Origin of the sequence: Agrobacterium sp. CNPSo 2736, from assembly GCF_004005385.1 — a bacterium.
GTDB lineage: Bacteria > Pseudomonadota > Alphaproteobacteria > Rhizobiales > Rhizobiaceae > Agrobacterium > Agrobacterium leguminum.
The window spans coordinates 449,801-467,856 of the sequence record NZ_RZTX01000001.1; the positions used below are offsets into that span (position 1 = coordinate 449,801).

Below are 18,056 nucleotides of genomic sequence, written 5' to 3' on the forward strand. Positions count from 1 at the left end.
CGGGAAAATGTGGGGGAGGGCATATGAATGCCTCTCCGGGAGGATGGAGCCAGCCGGACAGGCAGATGAACGTTTCCGGGCTTGCGACTGGAGATCGGTGTGGAAACGCTCAATCCCGGCGGATTTACGCCGTCGCGAAAGCGCTCAATGCAGGTCGGCGGCCTGTGCAAAGGCGCCGACATTCAGCTCTGCGCTTACCGGCGGCAGACCCTGCTGATTGATGTCCTGGGCCAGCGACAACAATGCCATCTCCAGGAAATAGGTCGACATGCCCAGTTCCAGAGATTTCGAGCGCTGGCAAAGATAGGAAACCATCCGCCCGAGCGCCAGAATCTCGTCTGCATTGTCCTGTTCAAGTATAGCTGTGTTAGACGCCGCCATGATTCCCTCTCGACAGTCGACAGTATGAAAACGCGATAATGTTGCGTTGTTCATTTTCGACCACATCGAGCGTCACGCGAGCGTCACACCTGCGTCAATCGTCGTTTTTGTCCGCCGGCGCGGCGGCATTTTCCGCCGCTTCAGTGGCGGCGAGCGATGTCACGAGAGCGACGATGCTTCTGCGCACGGCGGCGCTCTTGATGCGCGAAAAGGCCTGGTTGAGCGAAAAGCCCTCATTCGAAGCCACGAAGGTCTGCATGGCATTGATCGTGCCAAGGGCCGGATTGGCCGGGTCGCCATCGGGCGTGGCATTGGCGAACAGGGAGCTGACCTCAACGCCGAGAATCGACGCAATGGCCTGCAGACGGGACGCGCCGACACGATTGGCGCCCTTTTCATACTTCTGGACCTGCTGGAAGGTGATGCCCAATCGCCCGGCCAGCGCACTCTGGCTCATGCCGAGCGACTTGCGGCGCATTCTGATTTGTGCGCCGACATGGACGTCGATCGGGCTGGGTAGTTTGGCGTGCATTACAAATTCCTCCGGTTGAGGTTCTTAAATCCGATGATTATCAATTAATATTGTTGAAGGTATACATTCAACACAATTTCCACGGGTATTATGACGCTTTATTGACGAAATTGCACGATTTTTCGTTCATAATCGCGTGTCCGGGCCGCGATTTATTATTTTTGTTGCACAACGCAACGCCCCGTTGCGGCTGGAAAGATGGCTCCATCCGGCCACGCCGATGGTCTGAAAGCCGATTCTGTCCCAAATTTTTCGGTTCATTGCATCGAATTCCTCAAGCGACTCGGTATCGCCGAAATGCGGAATCCAGACGAATGGCCGTTTCTGACCGGAACGTATGACATTTTCAAGAAGGACATTGTTGTAAAGTCTGGGCAGGCATTTATTGGTGTCGATTGTCGGCGAAAGCGGGATGGGATTTCGTTCGACCGCAAAGCCCTGCCGCGCGAGCCAAAGTGCCGAGGCGTCCAGTTTTCGTTTCAGCTCGGTTGCGGCGCGGGCGTTGCATCCGCCATGCGCGACGGGGTCGGCAACGAGCAATAGCGGCCGGCCGCCGCCTCTCAGACCGGTGACGGAAACGAACTGGTCAACGTGGAAGCCGCATTGGTGCATTTTTTTGCCGGCAATTTCCGCTCCGCAAGTTTCCGTTGCTGAAAAATCGGCAGAGGCCGGGACTTTGCCGAGATCTTCCGGCCGGTATCCGAAACTGAAGATGCTTCTGCCGTCGAGAGCCTGAATCTTTCGCCACCGCTGCGAAGGGATGGCCGCATCCCTTCCGATCCCCCTGTCATCATTCAGGCTGGACTGGCCCACCAGCCGAAAATCCGGGCCGACAAGCTGGTTGCCCCCTGCCAAGGCGACATCCGAATGCGTGGTTGCCGCTCCCAGATATTCGGCCAGGCTGACGCCTATGGCCTTCTCCGCCACCAGGACGAATTCTGTCGCGGGATCAACCGCACGCACATGGAACATGTCCTGTATCCATGGATGCGAAACGCTGTCGTTTCCCGCAAGGGGCATCAGCTCGGTGCTGCAGGAGGCTGGCAGGCTGCCGAGCCAGTCTCGTGCTGACCCGAGACTGGCTCGATCGATCAGGATAACGGCGGTGATATCCGCAGGCAGGGCCGAGAGCAGATTTCCGATTGGAACGAGCGGTGAAACAGTGTCAGCGGCCCTGTTTTCCGCAAAAAAAGAGGTGGGCAATGCGAGCGCAATCGTGCGGATCAGCCCGCCGCAATCGGGCGTCAGAGGCAGTGGCCGGATGGCGCTCAAGACGTTTTGTCCCCTGCCGCCCGCCTTGCGGCCAATTGCTGGAAAAACATCGTATTCTGAAGTTTCCATGATGGCGGCGGTGGGGATGGCAACGTTTCGCCCGTAAGCATTGCCAGAAGCCTCATCGCATCGTTTCTTTTGACGGAAATCGCATTGGCCCTGAGCAGATTCGCCGTCTGCGAGCCGAGGCCCGCTTCCGCGGCGATGGCGCGCCATGTCCTGCGGGTAAAATGCAGATTGTTGGCAGCGCGGGTGAGCGCGTCATATTCCTTCGGAGTGACCGTATCGCGACAGGCGGCAAGCGTCGCCTCGGCATCGACCAGCGCGATTGTCAGCGGGCGGTAATCGAGCGCGCCGGGTGCATGGCTCACCGCCACATCGGCATCGGAAAAACGTTGCCCGTCGCGATAGGCCTCGAAAATCTCGCCGATGCCGATCATGCCGAAGGAGGCGCATTCCGCCGCCCGGAGCGCGCCCATGCTGGCGGCGCCGAAAACGGCGACGCCGCTCGCCAGTGCAAACAGGATTTCCTTGTGCCAGACGGCGGCGCAATCGCCGTAAAGTCCGTCGATCAGCCCGATTGTTCCGACGCCTTGCCGAACCGCATCGAAAATATCGCCGCAGGCGGCCGGACCGCGAAGATCCAGACCGGATATATGTTCGCCTGCGATGCCGTGGATGGACGGGCCTGAAAAAACCACCGGCTTCATCCGAGACCTCCGACGGTCAGCAGGTGATCGAGGGTGCGCTGCGAGATATGTTGCAGGCCGCCGCCGGCCGGGGCAAGGCCGCTTGCCAGAACCCGCACCACATGCAGGCCGGATACCTCCGTTTCCAGCGGAAAGACATAGATATCCTCGATGCCGCCGGCGAACAGGTGCGTCGCAAGCTGACGCCATGGCGGCGAAGACGCGGCGTCATGTATAAAATCGAGATTGGCGGGCACCCTTTCCATCGGCTGCACGCCGGAGGCCGAAGACCCGGCCGCAACCATATCCCGCTGATAGCGGAGAGGGGAAAGATCGTCCCTCGCGCCGCTGATATCGGTCAACCGCGACTGGATCGCCTCCAGCAAGGCTGCAATCGCTGCGCCATGGATATCAAGCCGGCAGGCAGCCCCCGCGGCGCTGCGGGTAGCTGGCCCGTCCTGCGCCTGAAGCGACCGGGGCAGGCTCGCCATCACCACCGGCACGCCAAGCCCATTCGTCATGTCGAAGAAGGACGGCGGCAGGCCGATATCCGACAGATGCTGAACAAGACGGTCGAAGGAAGGATCGACACCCGCCGGAATGAGGATCGGTCGCGGTGCGATGGCGCGCGTCTCGAAAGTGTCGACGAGAAAGCAGGCATCGTTTTCAATGAGTTCGAGCAGGGCATGGAGGACCGCATGGTCATGGTCGAACCCCGCCGCGAGCCCCTGGGAACTCATGCGGAAGGCCTGCCGGTCCCATGGGAAATCCACCCGGAAATCCATGCCGACAAGTTCGTAAGGCGCAAAAACCTGCCCCTGCCGGCGAATGGATGTGCCCTTCACCCAGGCACGTTCTTTTCGTGGATCGAGCGCGTCGCAATCGACCCTGCCGACGGTTTCGAAGGGAATGAGAGGAGTTCCCTTGTCCCGCATCTCCTGAATGGAGCTGAAGGCGGCGATATGTTTGCGGGTTTCTTCGGCAACCGCGCCTTCGATCGCCTCCATGATCGCCGATAGACGGGCCTGTTCCGCGACAAGCCCCTTGCCCTGCGAGACCGACAGCCCGCGCGAATTGGGCCGGGCCGCGAACCAGACGGGAATGCCGATAATATCGAGGCCGGTTACGTCGCCGACACGGGTAACCCCGAACCGCCGAAGCAGTCCGGGATCGAAGAACGAAGCGTCGACATGCCTTGAAGCCGCTGTCGCTGATATGGGAGCATCGGCGCCGGTCAAGGCTGCGAGACCGCGATCAGGGCGCCGTGTTGCTGTCGTCGGCAAGGATGGCGTCGAACAGCTCGCCGGTGACGGAGCCGGCCGGACCGACAGCCTTCAGGGCCGCTTCGATCGGCGCCTGTACCATGCGGTTGAAATCCCAGCCGGCGTCGTTCACTTCGCCGATAAAGGCGAAATCGGCTTCGGAAACCACGGCGCCGCCGGAGACGAGGGCTTCGATGCCCTGGATCTGAACCTGGTCCAGTTCCGCTTCCGGCTGGCCGTTCTGGCGAACGAGCATGGACTTTGCGGCGGCCGCCACGCGGGCATAACCATCCACGCCGGGATGGCTGGCTTCATAGGCGGCAATCGTCTCATGCGACACGGACGCAACCCTGAGCGGCGCCGTGCGAATGAAGAGAACGCCGAAACCCTTTTTTCCGACAATGAAGAAATGCGAGGACATAGTATCTCCTATTTGATCCCAGCTAATCGAAGTGCGTGATAGAATTTTTCATTCGCTATCGGGTCCCGGTCTGGAGACAGGCTGCTGATCTCCCTCGCCGTCATACCCGGATAGTTTTCCTGAAGCCTGTTGCCGGATTCCCGGGCGGAGGCCAGATCGCCATGCAGCGCGTGGCTTGCGGTAAGGACGCGCAGCGCAGGCTCGTCATTTTCCATCCGCCCGCACAGTTCCACCGCCGTGCCGTAGTCCTCGCGCTTGAACGCGATGCTGGCGCCGGCCCACCAGTAGATGTCCGGCGCCAGCGGATTGAGATCGATGGCCTGCTGAAACTTTTCCCAGGCGATTTCCGCATCGCCGAAATGAGCGAGCGCATCGGCATGCTGGAGCAGGAGGTCGGCCGAATTCGGCGCCAGCGCCTCCGCCTCGAAGAATTTTTCGGCGGAGATATCGAAGTCCCGCTGGTAGAGCGCCACCACCGCGCACATCCAGTGGCCCACACCGAGGGCGGGGTCGATCTCGACGGACGAATCGGCCTCCGCCTTGGCGCGGTGCAGGAGATGGGGGTCGTTGCCGCCCAGCATCAGCCATTCCAGCTGCAGGCTCTGTGCCACGCGGGCGCGGGCAACCGCCATGCTGTGGTCGAGATCGACCGCCTTGCGGAACATCGAACGGGCTCTTCTGAGAAGCGGCAGATCGCACTTGCCGCGCAGAAGCTGCTGGCCTTCCAGCAATTGCCGGTAGGCCTCGCCGCTATGGTTGCGGTCGGGCTCCACCTGAAGCCGCTCGATTTCGCGGGCAAGCGCCGCCGCCACCTGTTTGGAGAGCAGCCGGAAGGCGGCGTGGATATGCCGCTCAGTCAGGACCGCTTCCAGTGACCAGACGATTTCACCGCTTGCATCCTCGATCAGCGCAACCGACATGCGGGCTTCGTCGAACACGGTCGAAATGATGCGGTAATCCGCCCGCAGCATGGCGTAGCCGTCATCGGCCCGGTCATGCGCCAGCGCAAAGGTGCTGTGCGGCGAAAGGACGATGAAGGTTCGGTATCGGACAAGGCTGTTGGCGACATCCTCGACGAAGGCGTGCATGACCGGCGAGACCGGCTGCCCGTCGACCCGTGCCGGGCGGACGAACGCGACACGCGGTTTTGCCATCGATTTTCGGCGACTGCCTTCTTCGGGCTCGGCGGGGGCCGTTATCGTGGCGGCCAGACTTTGTATTCTCCGCCTCAGCGCCACGGTTTCCGCTTCCGGCGACCGCCCCTCCTGACGAAGCTGCTCCATCAGAAGCTGGTACATGCCCTCGCAGGCGCTGATATTTCCGATCCGCGCATAGGCCGCCATGGCGGCGCGGTAGGTTTCTTCGCGCTCCGGTTCGATCTTGCAGGCGCATTCGGCAAGTCTGGCGATGTCGTTCGAGCTGGCGCGGCCGAACCGCGTCAATTCCTCCAGAAGCTGGGTGTAGCTCGAAAAGAACAGGTCCCTGAGACGGCGGCGCTCCGAAAGCAGCCAGAGATAAAGATGGTCCTGCCCGGCCTCCAGCCCCTCCAGCAACTCGCCGCCGAATTCGAGCAGCGCATTGAGCCGCCGCATCGGGTCTTCCGCCCTTGCGCCGGCAAGGAAGATGGCAAGGTCGGTGCGCTGCGCCAGCTTGCCGGCCTTCAGGTCGTTTCCTTCGGTCAGAAGGATGGCATCGTCCTCATTGGGCAGTTTCTGCAGGCGGAGAATGAGCTGCCGCAAATTGCCGAGAGCTCTTTTCTGCTCGACATTTTCCCACAGCAGCGATGCGGCATGCTGGCGGGAAAGGGACTGGTTCGGCGCAAGGATGAGGGCGGCGGTGAGGGCGAAGCCCTTGGACGGAAAAAATGCCTCCCGCACCGCATCACAGCGCGGGGTGCCAAAAAGCCGGATCGGTATCAGTTCAACGTTCCCAGCCACTTTCGTCCCCTCATGAATCATCATCTAACAACGTGCCCGGGAAATTGAAAGTCATCATAGCGTTCCATTTGACGCTGGTGTGACGCGGCCTGCCTATTGTCGCAGACAGAAGCATGAATGACGGGTGGAAAACAGCGGACATGCGACGGGCAGGCATCGGGAATTTTCGACAGTGATAGCGTTTAACGGAAGCTACATGGCCTTCGAGCCGCGTATCGAGCCTTACCAGCGTGCCGACGATGTCGGATATGCGGTCAGTGAATTCATGTGGTTCAAGGGCCGTCCGTTCTATCCGGTCTCGGCGCTGGTCCATGCGAAGGTCGCGCATGCCAGGCTGTCGGCGGAAAAGGGCGACGACGGGGACGAGGATAATCTCGATATTCTCTTTCGTATGCCGCTGGTGGCGGGCGGGCACTTTTTCGAGATCGTGCTGCGTTCGAATGAGGGAACGTCCTATGGCGGCTGGGTGTGGGGAGAAGAACTGGAAATCCTGAATGAATTCGTCAACGGCTATCGCGTTCTGGCGGGGAAGTTCGACGACAGGCTCATCCGGTTCGAATATTCCAGGCGGTTTCAGCGCTACCGGACGATCGAGCCGCTGCCGGTGGAAAAATCCGTCTTCCTGATCCAGCGGGAGGCAAAACCCTATGCGGGCAGGCGTGGTCTGCCGGGCGTTCCGGTAGCCTGATTGCGGGGGCGCCCTTTGGGTCAACGGGCGGAAGGCATGGAGGCGCGTATTGCGGCATGTCCGGTAAAGCGCGGCTTTATCGGAAGTCACCCGGGGATATTTTTATTTTTATTGTGTGGAACATTATGATGCCCAATAGAGGTAAAGTGCGTAACAGGGGGATGTCATCGCAGCTTGTGGCGGTGGATTGCCTTTCCGGCGACGATACGCTTTCCGATGCGGAGAGCGTTGAGGACGAGCCGCGCCCGCTTCTGCGCAGCGACAGGCTCTACGTTGTCAGCGAGCCCGTTTCCCAGACATTGCCCACATCCGCCGTCGGCGATGATCGAGCCGGAAAAGAGGCGTCGGGCAGGACCGAGATTAGAAACAGGGTTGTCGATGCCGATATCAGGGCCGCAAAATGGGCCTGGGCTATATTGGCCATCGCGCATTGCTGGCTGATTTATTTCATGGTGCACAATCTCGGCTAGCAGCTCCCGCCGGAAGACATCCGGTTTCAGCCCGCTGGTGCGCAGAACCATCGCCGCAATTTGCGGCCATTTCGCCGTTTGAGCGGACCCGAGCGTCCGCAACCTGACCCTCCGACAGCCTCCCGCGCATTTCTTCACGATGCTGCCGCCTGTCCAGCCGCGAAGGCCCGTTCTCCCTGCTGTTTGCCTGCGGAAATGTCATAAAGCTGTAAATGAAGAAACTTAATTGAGTGATCGGTTTCAACGGAAACGGATCACCATGTCCCGGTCGCTTTTTACCAAAACGGCGGCGACCTCGGACTTTCTTACGACATCGCATCGCCCGGGATAGACGACGTCAATATCGACCGCCCGGACCTGTTTGAAGTGGCGTCGCATGTGCGGCGCCCGAACTCCCATGACCTTTCTAGCCCTGGAGATGACGAAGTGAGCAATCTTATAGGTACCGGCTTCAACGCCGGCTCGGATGATGGCGAACTGGCCACCCTCGAAAACGATCTGCGCGCGCTTGCCGAAATTGGTTGCGATACCGTGGAAATCGCCGCAACAAGCCTCGACATGATCGCCGGCGGCCGGATCATCGAGGAGCGCGCCGACCGTTTCGTGTCGCTCGCAAAGCAGTTCGACTTCCGCTACACCGTGCATGGTCTCGTCTCTTCGAATTTCATGGATCCTGTGACATGCCGTTACCAGATCGATGCGGCCAAGGCGCTCGCCGTTCTATGCGACCGTATCGGCGCGGGCATCCTCGTCCAGCATGGCGGTGCCCTGCGTGCCGACCAGATCGCCGAACGGGCCGATGCCGACAGCCGCGAGCGGGAAGCGCTTTTCGAACTGGCGGAGTTCTGCCGGCCCTATGGCGTGCGCATCGCCCTCGAGAATATCTTCTCCACCGAACCCGGCCAGTATCGCCAGACGCCGGCCGAAGTGGCAGCGACCGTGAAGGCTGTCGGTCACGACAATCTCGTTGCGCTGATCGACTTCAGCCATGCCTATCTCGAATCCACCTATCGTGGCCTCGATTTCCGCGATGAGCTTCGCGCCATGGCGCCGGTTGCCGGCCATCTGCATGTGCACGATTCCTTCGGTCGCCCGCAGGGCTTCTATCAGCCCTATTTTCCTCAGGAAAACACGGCGCTCGGCATCGGCGATCTGCACATGCCGCTCGGCTGGGGCGATATCGACTGGCAGGACATCTTCTCGGAACTTTCCTTCCTGCCCGATACCGTGCTGATGATGGAAATCGGCCGCCGTTATCGCGCCGAGCAGCCGGCAAGCCTCGAAACGGCGCGGCATCTGATCTCGCTAAATAGCGCCCGCACCCAGCTCGCGGCCGAGTGATGGGCCTGAACGAGGCGTAAGCCGACGGGTTGATGTTTGAAACACCGGCAGTCTCGATGCGACTGCCGGTGTTTAATTCATGCTGCCCAGTCGGAGAGCGAATAGGCCCTGATGTAATCGATCATCATCTGCGAGCCGTCGCTGAAATCAGCGTCCGATGGTGTTCCCGCCGTGCCGCCGACGGCAAGGTTTACGACCATATACATGGGGTCATGCATATCGTCAGGCGTATCCGTCTGCGCCACGGCGACATCGTCGAAATACCAGGTTATGTGCTCGGCATCCCACAACAGGCCGTAAGTGTGAAACCCTTCGGTGCTCGGCACGCTGACATTGTTGATGACCGAGGTCTGTTCACCGGTGGCGTTGGAGTGGGCGGACATGATGAGCGTATTGGGGTTCTGACCGCGCATTTCGATGACATCGAGTTCAGGCGGCCAGGAGCCGTCTTCGGGCAGGAGCCAGAAGGCAGGCCAGGCGCCCCGGTCGGTCGGCATATCGGCGCGGATTTCGAAATAGCCATAGGTCTGGCTGAAGGAGGAATAGGTGTTCAGCATCCCCGAGGTATAATCATAACCTTCGACCTCGTCGGCAATCGACTGCGGGGTCTCCTCGGCGGTAATGGTGAGGACGCCGTTTCCGACGCTGAAGGGGTTGACCTCCGATGTGCCGGCATAGGCCGGGTTGATATACCATTGCGCTTCGCCATTCGTCGTCAGCGAGCTTCCCTTTTCCGGCGCCCACCAATATTTGGCGTCCCAGGTGCCCTGATCGCCGCTGCGCAGCGAGAGCGTATCGAATTCATCGGCAAAGGTCTGGGTAAGGGACGATCGGTCGAGGCTGAGTTCGAACTGGTCGGCCTGAAGGTCGTCTATGGTCGTTCCAGCAAGAACGATGGCCTCGCCATTCGAAAAATTGAGCCACAGGTCGCTGCCTTGCTGCGTGGCGCTGCCGACAAGCTGATCGAAAGATGTGATGCCGTAGCCATTGAGCCGGATCGTGTCATTGGCGCTGAAATCCGTGATGAGATCGGTGCCGTTGCCGCTCGTGAAAACAAAGGTGTCGGCCCCGCCGCCGCCGATCAGCACGTCGTTGCCGGCCCCGCCATCGATCGTCTGGCTGCCCGATCCGCCGGTGATGATATTGTCGAGCGAATTGCCGAAGGCATAACGCCCGTCACCCGTTACCCGCAAATTCTCGAAATTGTCGGGCAGGGTGTAACTCATCCAGGTATCGATGGTGTCGATACCTTCCCCGGCATTTTCGGCGGCGCGATTGATGCTCGAATAGAGATAATAAATATCGTCGCCCGTGCCGCCCGCCATGGTCACGTTGACGGAACTGTCGCCCCACATGGAATCATTGCCTGCAGTGCCGGTGAGCAGCGGGCCGGAACCCGTGGCGGAGAAAAATCCCGTGGAACTGCCGCTGTAATAGAGTGTGTCTCCAAGCGCATTCACTACTGTCCGGGCCATGAACCGTCTCCTGTCCGTTAGCGTTGGTGTCTCACTCCTCCTGCTGCACACCCTAACAGGGCAAAAAGCCTCCTGTTAGGCCGAAATATGAGGGGTATGTTCCGTTGCGGTTGCATTCAGCTGTTGAACCGGGCGCGTTGTCATGACCCGCTTCCGCCTGTTACATGTCCGTTTTTGAACCGGCGCGGCGCGGTCTTGCCGTGCCCCTGCGGGCGATGGCAGGATTGGGGCATATCGGGAATGGAGTGTCAGGATTGAGTGTAGCCTTTACCAAGGAAGACAGTGCGGAAACCGCAGCCGAAACCGTTCTGCCGGATCGGGTAATCTCGCCTCATCCCAATCTGGTAACGCAGTCCGGGCTGAAGGCGCTGGAAGAGCAGTTGCGGGCGGCGCGCGAAGCCTGCGAGGTGGCCAATGCCATTGAAGACATCAATGAAAGACGACGCATTTCCGCCAGCCCGCTACGCGATCTGCGATATTTCTCCGAGCGGGTTCGCACCGCGCAATTGATGCCTGATCCGCCAGCGGATGGTGTCGTCGCTTTCGGCAGCCTGGTGACGTTCAGCCGCGATGACGGGCGAACGCAACGGTTCCGGATCGTCGGCGAAGATGAGGCCGATCCCGCTGCGGGAACGATGTCCTATGTCTCCCCGGTTGCAAGGGTGCTGATGGGAAAAGCGGCGGGCGATCTCGTCAGTTTGGGCGGGAGGGAGATCGAGATCGTCGATGTCGCCTGAAGCGTCCCGTCAGAACATAGGCGGACTTAGACCCGGCCTGTTGCCGATGAGGCTTCCTTCTTCCCTGTTGCGCGCATTGTCTGTCGTGCCCAGCATCCGCATCATCGTGTTTTTCAGGAAAAGCCTGAAGTCCAGATCAATGGCGGCATAGGCAAGCGCAAGTCCCACATGGGCCATGAAGACGGGGTTGAAATTCAGCTCTTCAAATTGATAGCCGATAATGACGCCGATTGCCGAATAGGCGAAAAAGCCGATTTTCCGTTTCCGGAAAATTGCATAAAAAAGCGCGAAGGCGCTCATGATGCAAAATCCCAACCCGGAAGCATAGGCGGTGGCCATGAAGCCATTATGTGGCGTGCCGATCCTCGATATCCGCGCAAGTTCTTCATATCGCGCGGTAAATCCTATGCCCAAAGGATGCTGGAACATGACCTGAAAGCCACCTGTGATCGTCTCCCACCGCTCATGCAAGTTGTTGCTGCTATTGCTGTCCTCGAGAAAACGTTTCGAAAAGGCCTGTTCCGCAAAGTCGAAAGCGCCGAGCGGCAAAACGGCGGCAATGGCGAGGGCGCACAAGGCAAAACCGAAATAGGTGCTGAGCAGCATTTTGACCGAAAAATTCCGGACGTAGAAATAGAGTCCGATGGCAAGGACGGCAAACACCCCCGAGCGGTTAAGCGTGAGGGTAAAGCTGGCAAGATATACGAGCAGAAACACGGCAAACAGCGCGGGGCGCTTGTGGCGTTCGGCGACATAGGCCACTGCTGCTCCGGCCAGCGCGAAGGCCGGTCCAGCCGTGTTGCCGACGGGCCAGATGCCGCCTGCCTTTTCGACACGCAAAAGTAGCGGGGTTATCTCACCTTTCGCCGCAAGCTCCAGCACGCCCGCCTCATCGAACATGAAGGACAATCCGAGGGAGGCGAGCTGGTCATGGATGACGATGTCCAGGAAAAGCAGGATCGTCACCGCTATGAAGCCCGCAAATATGCCCCAGCAGAACAGTTCGAGCAGGTTTTCCTTGAACAGCATATAGGCAAAGAACAGAAAATAGACCGCATAAAAATAGGTCATCGCCGTCGTATAAAACTCACCATCGCCACGCGCATCGGCAAAGAGCGCCGTGAGGACAAACAGCACCGTTAGCGGCAGAAGATAAAACAGGATGATCGAAGGCGTCAGGCAGCGAATGTAAAGCAGCGCGATGACGGGCAACGTCATCAGTACCAGCATATCGGTAATATTGAGGAAACGCAGGCCAATATTGCTGGTCGCTACATTGCATTGAATGAAGAAACCAATGGCGAAAACGAATGTCGCGAGAAAGATGCCGGGAATATTGATTGTCTTTAAAGGGTAAAGCGGCATAGCCAAAACAAAACCCGGTATAGCAGGTTGGCGCGATGCCGCACGATTTGCTCTTCTTTTCATCCGCGGTCTCTATCTTTTATGAGCGGATTTCGACTGTCCACAGGACAGCGCTACCGCGTGCAATCAATATAATATGGCGACTATTAGTGGGCTCGATGACGTCGCCGCGCAAGATATTTTATCGTTTCGTCATGAGATCAGATTGCCTTTCGGCAAATCCCCTTCGACCGCGATGATGCGCTGAATGTGAACCGGTTCATTCGAAGTGGGCGCGCTGGTGCCGAATGCCGGAAGGATTCGCAGAAAGAAATTATACCCCGCCGGGTTGATATCGTGGTCTATGGCGATCCCGTTGGCGACCGCCCACATCCAGCCGCTATTGCCGGCGATGTTGGCACCTCCGAATTGCAGGGCGGAGCAAGCGATTGTCCGGATTGAGCCGCCGCTTTTCGTAACCAGAGTTATGTAGGGCAGACGCTGCTTCTCGTTGTTCTTGTAAAGTACAGCGAAAGAAACGGTCCTGCCTATCATCGCTATCGCTTCTGCATTGCGGAGGTAGCGCGTAAGCCCGGCGATCTGGCTGCCATTTGGATAGAGGGCGAGGCTGCTTTCGAAGGACGGGGAGAAGATGATTTCGGTGGCTTTGGTGGCGGAACCTGGTGAAGTCATGCCCCAGCCCGTCGGAACGGAACCAGTCCAATCGGTGAAATCGCCGTTGCCGATGAGATTGGCGGCGGGCAGCTTTGGCCAGCAAGGTGTCTGGAAGCTGTTATCGCGTGCCGATCCCAGATAGGAATCGAACAGGGTCCGGGCAACCAGCCGGGAGCCCGTCTCGTTCGGGTGAACATTGTCCCGATAAAGGGCGGCGTCCTTGCCCTTCGCCAGAAATACGGCATGCGTATCCACCAGCGTGAGGTTCGGATGGGCTCGGGCCAGGTCGAGGATTGCCTGATAGACCTTGTCGTAACCCGTTCCATCCCGCCACGGGTTCTGCGTGGTGATGAGTTGCGGAGCATTTGGCCACTGCCATTCGGTCATTCCCAGCGGTCCGAGCAGGGTGGATCGTCCGGAGCTCAAAATGCCGCCGGGCGCTTCGAAGGTCTGCATATTGTGACCATGATGCATGATGCAGAGATCGGGGCGGGGAATTTTCAGCGCCGCTGCGCGCTGCTCCGCAAGCATGTAACCTGCCATGCCGCCGGGCAGCGTCGCAAGATAGAGCGTCAGCGTCGCTCCTTTGCCGCTGCGCAACGTAACCGGCGCTGCATAGGTTTTTGGCCCGGTGGCGGCGCTCGTCTCCCATTCCGCCCAGCGGTATAACACGACAGTCGTATCGTGCAGATCGCCGAGCATCATCGCAAATTGCTGAAATGGTCCGGCTTCGGCATGGGCGGTGCTGTCGCCGTTCACGAAGATCGTGCCATCCTGGCCAGCCGCCAGACGGGCCCGCAAGGGCGAGAACGCTGTCAGGAAAAAACCCATGTCACCCATGTTTCGGGGACGTATGCCGAGCGTTAAGCCGATCATGCGGCCACCTCTTCCGTTCGCGCCGTATATATGCATATGTTGTATTCCGATGGTGTCATCGTTCGTTCTCCTGGTCTGGCCTCAGGATAGTTCCGCCACGAGGCCCGGGGAAAAAATGCCGGGAGCGAAACAGAAAACAGCACATGAAAACGAGCGTCAGGAATTTTTCTCTGATCTGGCTCGAAGTATGAAAATAGAATATTCTTCTAATATTATTGTTGTATTTGAATTTTGTTGCGAATAAAGGTTTTTAGGCTGGTGTTTTTATCTAGCGACGCGCGTTTCCACGCAGCTTTCGGTGAAGATATTCCTGTCGCTTCAGGGCAGGTTCGTTCTTTCCGTCGGCCGGCTGGTCATGCCCGCAATCACAGACAGATGCATCGTGGGCCCTCTCATCCGGCAGGAGAGACACCATGACATCCGCTCTTTTCGTCAGCCATACCGGAGAGAAGGGCGGCGCCGAACTTTTTCTGACGGACCTCGTCAAGGCGGGCCCACACTCCTGGCGTGCCTGTTTTCTCAGCGGTGGTGCGGCCGCAGATGATCTCGTTGATGCGGGGCGGGCTCCGGTCATGCTGTCCGCCGGAGAAAAAATGCTGTCGATCCGCCGCGATGCGTCCTTTGGCGCCCTCTTGCGCGGAGCGGCCGACGTGATGGCGGTTGCCTGGCAATTGAGCCGGGAGGCGAGACACTATGATGTAATCTGCGCCAACTCGCAAAAGGCGCTTTTTGTCTGTGCCTTGGCCGCGAAGCTCAGCCGCCGGCCGCTCGTCTGGATTTTACACGATATCGTCACCGATCCGGCTTTCAGCGCCACCAACCGCCGCGCTTCGCTGGCATTTGCGCGCCTTTTCGCCAGGCTGGTTGCTGTCAATTCCGAAGAGACGGGCCGGGCTTTCATCGAGGCCGGCGGCGAGGCGGATAAGGTTCGCATCGTTTACAACGGCTTCGACCCGGCGAAAGCAAGGGTTTTCGAGCCCGGTAAGGCCGCGCGGCTGCGTGCGGAACTGGGCCTTGGTCCGCAACCGCTTGTCGGCCTTTTTGGCCGGCTGAGCGAATGGAAGGGACAACATGTGTTTCTGGACGCGATTGCGGCGATGGAGGGCGTGCAGGCGGTCATCGTCGGCGGTGCGCTTTTCGGGCAGGAGGCCTATGAGGCGCGCATTCGCGAACAGGCATCCCGTCTCGGTCTCGACGGTCGCGTTCGTTTCCTCGGTTTCCGCCCGGATGTGCCGGAACTGATGGCGGCGATGGATGTGGTCGCTCACACTTCGATTGTTGCCGAGCCCTTCGGCCGGGTGGTGGTGGAGGCCATGATGTGCGGGCGTCCGGTTGTCGCCACGCGTGGCGGCGGTGTTACCGAAATCATCCGTGACGGCGAAACCGGCCGTCTCGTGCCGCCGGGGGATGCATCGGCGCTGGCGGCGGCAATCGGCTGTGTCCTGTCGCAACCGGCTCTGGCGGAAAGGCTGGCGCAAAAGGGGCGGGAAGATGTGAGCCAGCGTTTCTCGATGGAGGAAACCTGCCGCTCCGTTTCCGCGCTGCTGACGGAGGCGGCGTGAGGTTTCTCCCGGCGATCGACAGGAACAGGCAATGCCGGCAGGCGGAAGGGCCAGGATGCGCATTCTCGTAAACATGCCGAGCCAATATGGCGGCAAGGCCTCCGGTGTGGCCCGCGTGACCTTTAGCCTGCTGGAGCGGCTGCTGGAACAGACGGCTGACGACTATGTTCTGCGCTCCCCCTGGACGCGGGCGCAACTGCCTGAAAACCTGCGCGACAGCCGGCTGCAGCTCATCGAGACTCCACGGCCGCGCGTCATGGTTTTCGATGTGGTGCGTCAGGCTGCGATGCTGCCCGCGCTCTGCCGCCGGCACGGCATCGATGTGCTTTTAAATGCCGATCCTTTCGGAAGTCCCCTCGGCGGCAAACGGCGTCTCACCCTTGTTCATGATCTTTATTTCAAAACCATTCCCGAACAGATCGGTTGGCGGGCGACCCTGACGACCGATTTCATCTTCAAGCTGATGATGGCCGGTTCGGATCAGGTCATCTGCGTATCCGAAGCGACAAGGAAGGATCTGGGGCGTTTTTATCCTGCCGCTGCCGGCAAGAGCATCACCATTCATTCCGACAGCACGCTGAATGTCGATCCCGGGGCTTTCGACACGGTGCCGCCTGTTCCCGGACGCTACATACTGGCGGTTGGAAACGCGACGTCCAATAAGAATTTTGCGCTCCTGGGCAAAGCCTTTGCCATACTGGGTAAAAAATGGCCGGATTTGCAAATCGTGCATGTGGGCCGCGACGAGGCGGAGGAAATCGCCGGCGTGCTGGACGATCCGGAATTGAAGGCCCGGCTGATCCGGCTTTCCGGCATAGATGACCGGCAACTGGCCGAACTTTATCGTCATGCAGCCTGCCTTTGCGTACCCTCCACCTATGAAGGCTTCTGCCTGCCGGTGCTCGAGGCGCAGCAGCTGGGATGCCCGGTCGTCTGCTCCAATCGTTCGGCAACACCGGAGATTGCCGGCGAAGGCGCCCTGACTTTCGATTCGTCAGATGCTCAAAGCCTTGTCGATACGCTTGAGCGACTTTTGGACAATCCGGAACTGGCAGAAAATCTCCGCCAGGCGGGTTATGAAAACCGCAAATTATATTCGTGGCAGAAGGCGGCGGAGAGCTATGCGCGGCTTTTCAAGCAAGGAGCCGCAGCCTGAGGAGGGACGCCGTCGTCAGGGTCATGCGGTTGTGTACACATCCGCATAGAGCTTTTCATAGGCCGCGACGACCCCTTCGGGCTCAACGCCGTGGCGAATTCGCTCCCGGGTTTCAGGTGTTTCCGCAAGCATGGCGGGATTGCGCATCGCCTCCGCCATGCGCGCGGCCAGTTCGGCGGCATTGCCCGGGGCGAACAGGCGTTCCAGCCTGTCCGCGCCGATCTGTTCGGCAACACCCGCAAGATTTGCGCCGATGACGGGTACACCGCGCAGAATAGCTTCGGCGACGGTGCGGCCGAAGGCCTCCGGCCATAGGGGCGGCACGATGAGGCAATCTATGCTGGCGAAGAAACGATCGGCCTCCACATAGCCCGGAAATTCGACCGGTAGGCCGGCTGCCTTTTGCTGATAGGCCTCGATGCCATCAGGCGCACGGCCTGCCATGACCGTGCGCCAGCCCTGCGGTGGCAAAAGCCGCAACGCTTCGATCAGCAAGTCGGCCCCTTTCGCCGCTTCGATGCGGCCCAGATAGCCGAAAACCAGCGGCTCACCGGGCGCGCGGGCAATGCGCGGTTCTGGCGAACATGACGGTGAGATGGCGTTCCAGATCACCGTGCGGCGGTTTTCGGGAACATGGGTGAAAAAGCCGGCCCGCACATGGCGTTCGACGATATCGCGACCAACGCCGGCGACAGCATCGACCGCGCATTGGCAACGCCGGTGGAGATAGGAAAAGGCACGGCATTTTTTGCTGCTGCCATCGCAGATATGCCCGTCATGAAACAGGGAGCCATTGGTGCACATGCTGGTGAAATCATGCAGCGAATGAACGAGTGGAACGCCGCGCTTGTGGATCATCGGCCAGATCAGCGGCGTCAGTTCCGATAGCGAATGGGTATTGACCACGTCCGGCCGGAAATCATCAATGACACGCGCAAGCCGGTGAACGAGGCGCGGATCCAGTTGCACGGCGATCTTATAGTATTTTCGTTTCCATTCCGGTTGTTGCCCCCAGTCGCCGATAAAGAACGGCGTGGTGTGCCCGAGGCGGTGAATGGTGAAACCGTCGCGTTGTTCCGCTGCCTGCTCTTCACGCGAGATCGCGGCCACTGCGATCGTGTGCCCCTTTTCCGCAAGTCCGCGTGCAAGGTCTTCTACGAATATTTCCGCGCCGCCCACCCGATCCGGAGAAAACAGCGAGGTTATCTGCAATATCCGCATGCTCAAATTCCTGCGCC

General features: G+C 59.5%; 17 protein-coding genes. 6 read left to right on the forward strand and 11 right to left on the reverse strand.

Going from position 1 to position 18,056, the window contains the following annotated elements:
- Positions 1 to 144: 144 nt before the first annotated feature.
- The 7 genes from EM858_RS02065 to EM858_RS02095 all read right to left on the reverse strand — a co-directional run bounded on the left by EM858_RS02065 (position 145) and on the right by EM858_RS02095 (position 6,518).
- The gene (locus tag EM858_RS02065) at positions 145 to 381 is read right to left on the reverse strand and encodes a hypothetical protein (protein ID WP_003520858.1); all 237 of its coding nucleotides are present in this window, start codon (positions 379 to 381) and stop codon (positions 145 to 147) included.
- Positions 382 to 475: 94 nt separating this feature from the next.
- On the reverse strand, positions 476 to 913 hold the full coding sequence (locus EM858_RS02070) for a helix-turn-helix transcriptional regulator (protein ID WP_003520859.1): 438 nt from the start codon (positions 911 to 913) through the stop codon (positions 476 to 478).
- A 126-nt stretch (positions 914 to 1,039) separates the two neighbouring features.
- Positions 1,040 to 2,185, reverse strand: coding sequence for a hypothetical protein (locus EM858_RS02075; protein WP_127755642.1), 1,146 nt, complete (start codon positions 2,183 to 2,185; stop codon positions 1,040 to 1,042).
- Positions 2,182 to 2,895, reverse strand: a complete 714-nt coding sequence (locus EM858_RS02080) for a TfuA-like protein (protein ID WP_127755643.1) — start codon at positions 2,893 to 2,895, stop codon at positions 2,182 to 2,184. The genes EM858_RS02075 and EM858_RS02080 overlap by 4 nt, the downstream gene beginning before the upstream one ends.
- A complete protein-coding gene (locus tag EM858_RS02085; protein WP_127755897.1) occupies positions 2,892 to 4,091 on the reverse strand; it encodes a YcaO-like family protein in 1,200 nt (399 codons plus the stop codon). Before EM858_RS02085 ends, EM858_RS02080 begins: the two co-directional genes overlap by 4 nt.
- 37 nt (positions 4,092 to 4,128) lie before the next feature.
- Positions 4,129 to 4,557, reverse strand: coding sequence for a hypothetical protein (locus EM858_RS02090; RefSeq protein ID WP_003520863.1), 429 nt, complete (start codon positions 4,555 to 4,557; stop codon positions 4,129 to 4,131).
- Between the two features lie 8 nt (positions 4,558 to 4,565).
- Entirely contained in the window at positions 4,566 to 6,518 is a 1,953-nt protein-coding gene (locus EM858_RS02095; protein ID WP_164865270.1) for a BTAD domain-containing putative transcriptional regulator, read from the reverse strand.
- A gap of 172 nt (positions 6,519 to 6,690) precedes the next feature.
- On the opposite strand from EM858_RS02095, the gene EM858_RS02100 reads away from it, so the two are divergent.
- The 3 genes from EM858_RS02100 to EM858_RS02110 all read left to right on the forward strand — a co-directional run bounded on the left by EM858_RS02100 (position 6,691) and on the right by EM858_RS02110 (position 8,993).
- On the forward strand, positions 6,691 to 7,182 hold the full coding sequence (locus EM858_RS02100) for a hypothetical protein (RefSeq protein WP_080819322.1): 492 nt from the start codon (positions 6,691 to 6,693) through the stop codon (positions 7,180 to 7,182).
- Between the two features lie 161 nt (positions 7,183 to 7,343).
- On the forward strand, positions 7,344 to 7,652 hold the full coding sequence (locus EM858_RS02105) for a hypothetical protein (RefSeq protein WP_236774886.1): 309 nt from the start codon (positions 7,344 to 7,346) through the stop codon (positions 7,650 to 7,652).
- A 426-nt stretch (positions 7,653 to 8,078) separates the two neighbouring features.
- The gene (locus EM858_RS02110) at positions 8,079 to 8,993 is read left to right on the forward strand and encodes a TIM barrel protein (protein WP_162936850.1); all 915 of its coding nucleotides are present in this window, start codon (positions 8,079 to 8,081) and stop codon (positions 8,991 to 8,993) included.
- Positions 8,994 to 9,070: 77 nt separating this feature from the next.
- On the opposite strand, the gene EM858_RS02115 is transcribed toward EM858_RS02110, so the two are convergent.
- A complete protein-coding gene (locus tag EM858_RS02115; protein WP_127755646.1) occupies positions 9,071 to 10,468 on the reverse strand; it encodes a family 16 glycosylhydrolase in 1,398 nt (465 codons plus the stop codon).
- Positions 10,469 to 10,722: 254 nt separating this feature from the next.
- Between EM858_RS02115 and greA the strand changes: the two genes are divergently transcribed.
- Positions 10,723 to 11,205 (forward strand): transcription elongation factor GreA, encoded by a 483-nt coding sequence (gene greA / locus EM858_RS02120; protein ID WP_127755647.1) that lies wholly within the window; start codon positions 10,723 to 10,725, stop codon positions 11,203 to 11,205.
- 9 nt (positions 11,206 to 11,214) lie between these two features.
- Here greA and EM858_RS27030 read toward each other — a convergent pair whose 3' ends face one another.
- Positions 11,215 to 12,633, reverse strand: coding sequence for an O-antigen ligase family protein (locus EM858_RS27030; RefSeq protein ID WP_162936849.1), 1,419 nt, complete (start codon positions 12,631 to 12,633; stop codon positions 11,215 to 11,217).
- A 129-nt stretch (positions 12,634 to 12,762) separates the two neighbouring features.
- Entirely contained in the window at positions 12,763 to 14,100 is a 1,338-nt protein-coding gene (locus EM858_RS02130; protein WP_164865271.1) for an SGNH/GDSL hydrolase family protein, read from the reverse strand.
- A 413-nt stretch (positions 14,101 to 14,513) separates the two neighbouring features.
- Here EM858_RS02130 and EM858_RS02135 point away from each other — a divergent pair, with 413 nt between their 5' ends.
- Both EM858_RS02135 and EM858_RS02140 read left to right on the forward strand, forming a co-directional pair.
- Positions 14,514 to 15,662: a glycosyltransferase family 4 protein gene (locus EM858_RS02135; RefSeq protein ID WP_127755649.1), complete on the forward strand. Its 1,149-nt coding sequence runs from the start codon at positions 14,514 to 14,516 to the stop codon at positions 15,660 to 15,662.
- Between the two features lie 55 nt (positions 15,663 to 15,717).
- Entirely contained in the window at positions 15,718 to 16,818 is a 1,101-nt protein-coding gene (locus EM858_RS02140; RefSeq protein ID WP_127755650.1) for a glycosyltransferase family 1 protein, read from the forward strand.
- Between the two features lie 21 nt (positions 16,819 to 16,839).
- Here EM858_RS02140 and EM858_RS02145 read toward each other — a convergent pair whose 3' ends face one another.
- Positions 16,840 to 18,039, reverse strand: coding sequence for a glycosyltransferase family 4 protein (locus EM858_RS02145; protein ID WP_127755651.1), 1,200 nt, complete (start codon positions 18,037 to 18,039; stop codon positions 16,840 to 16,842).
- Between the last annotated feature and the right edge of the window lie 17 nt (positions 18,040 to 18,056).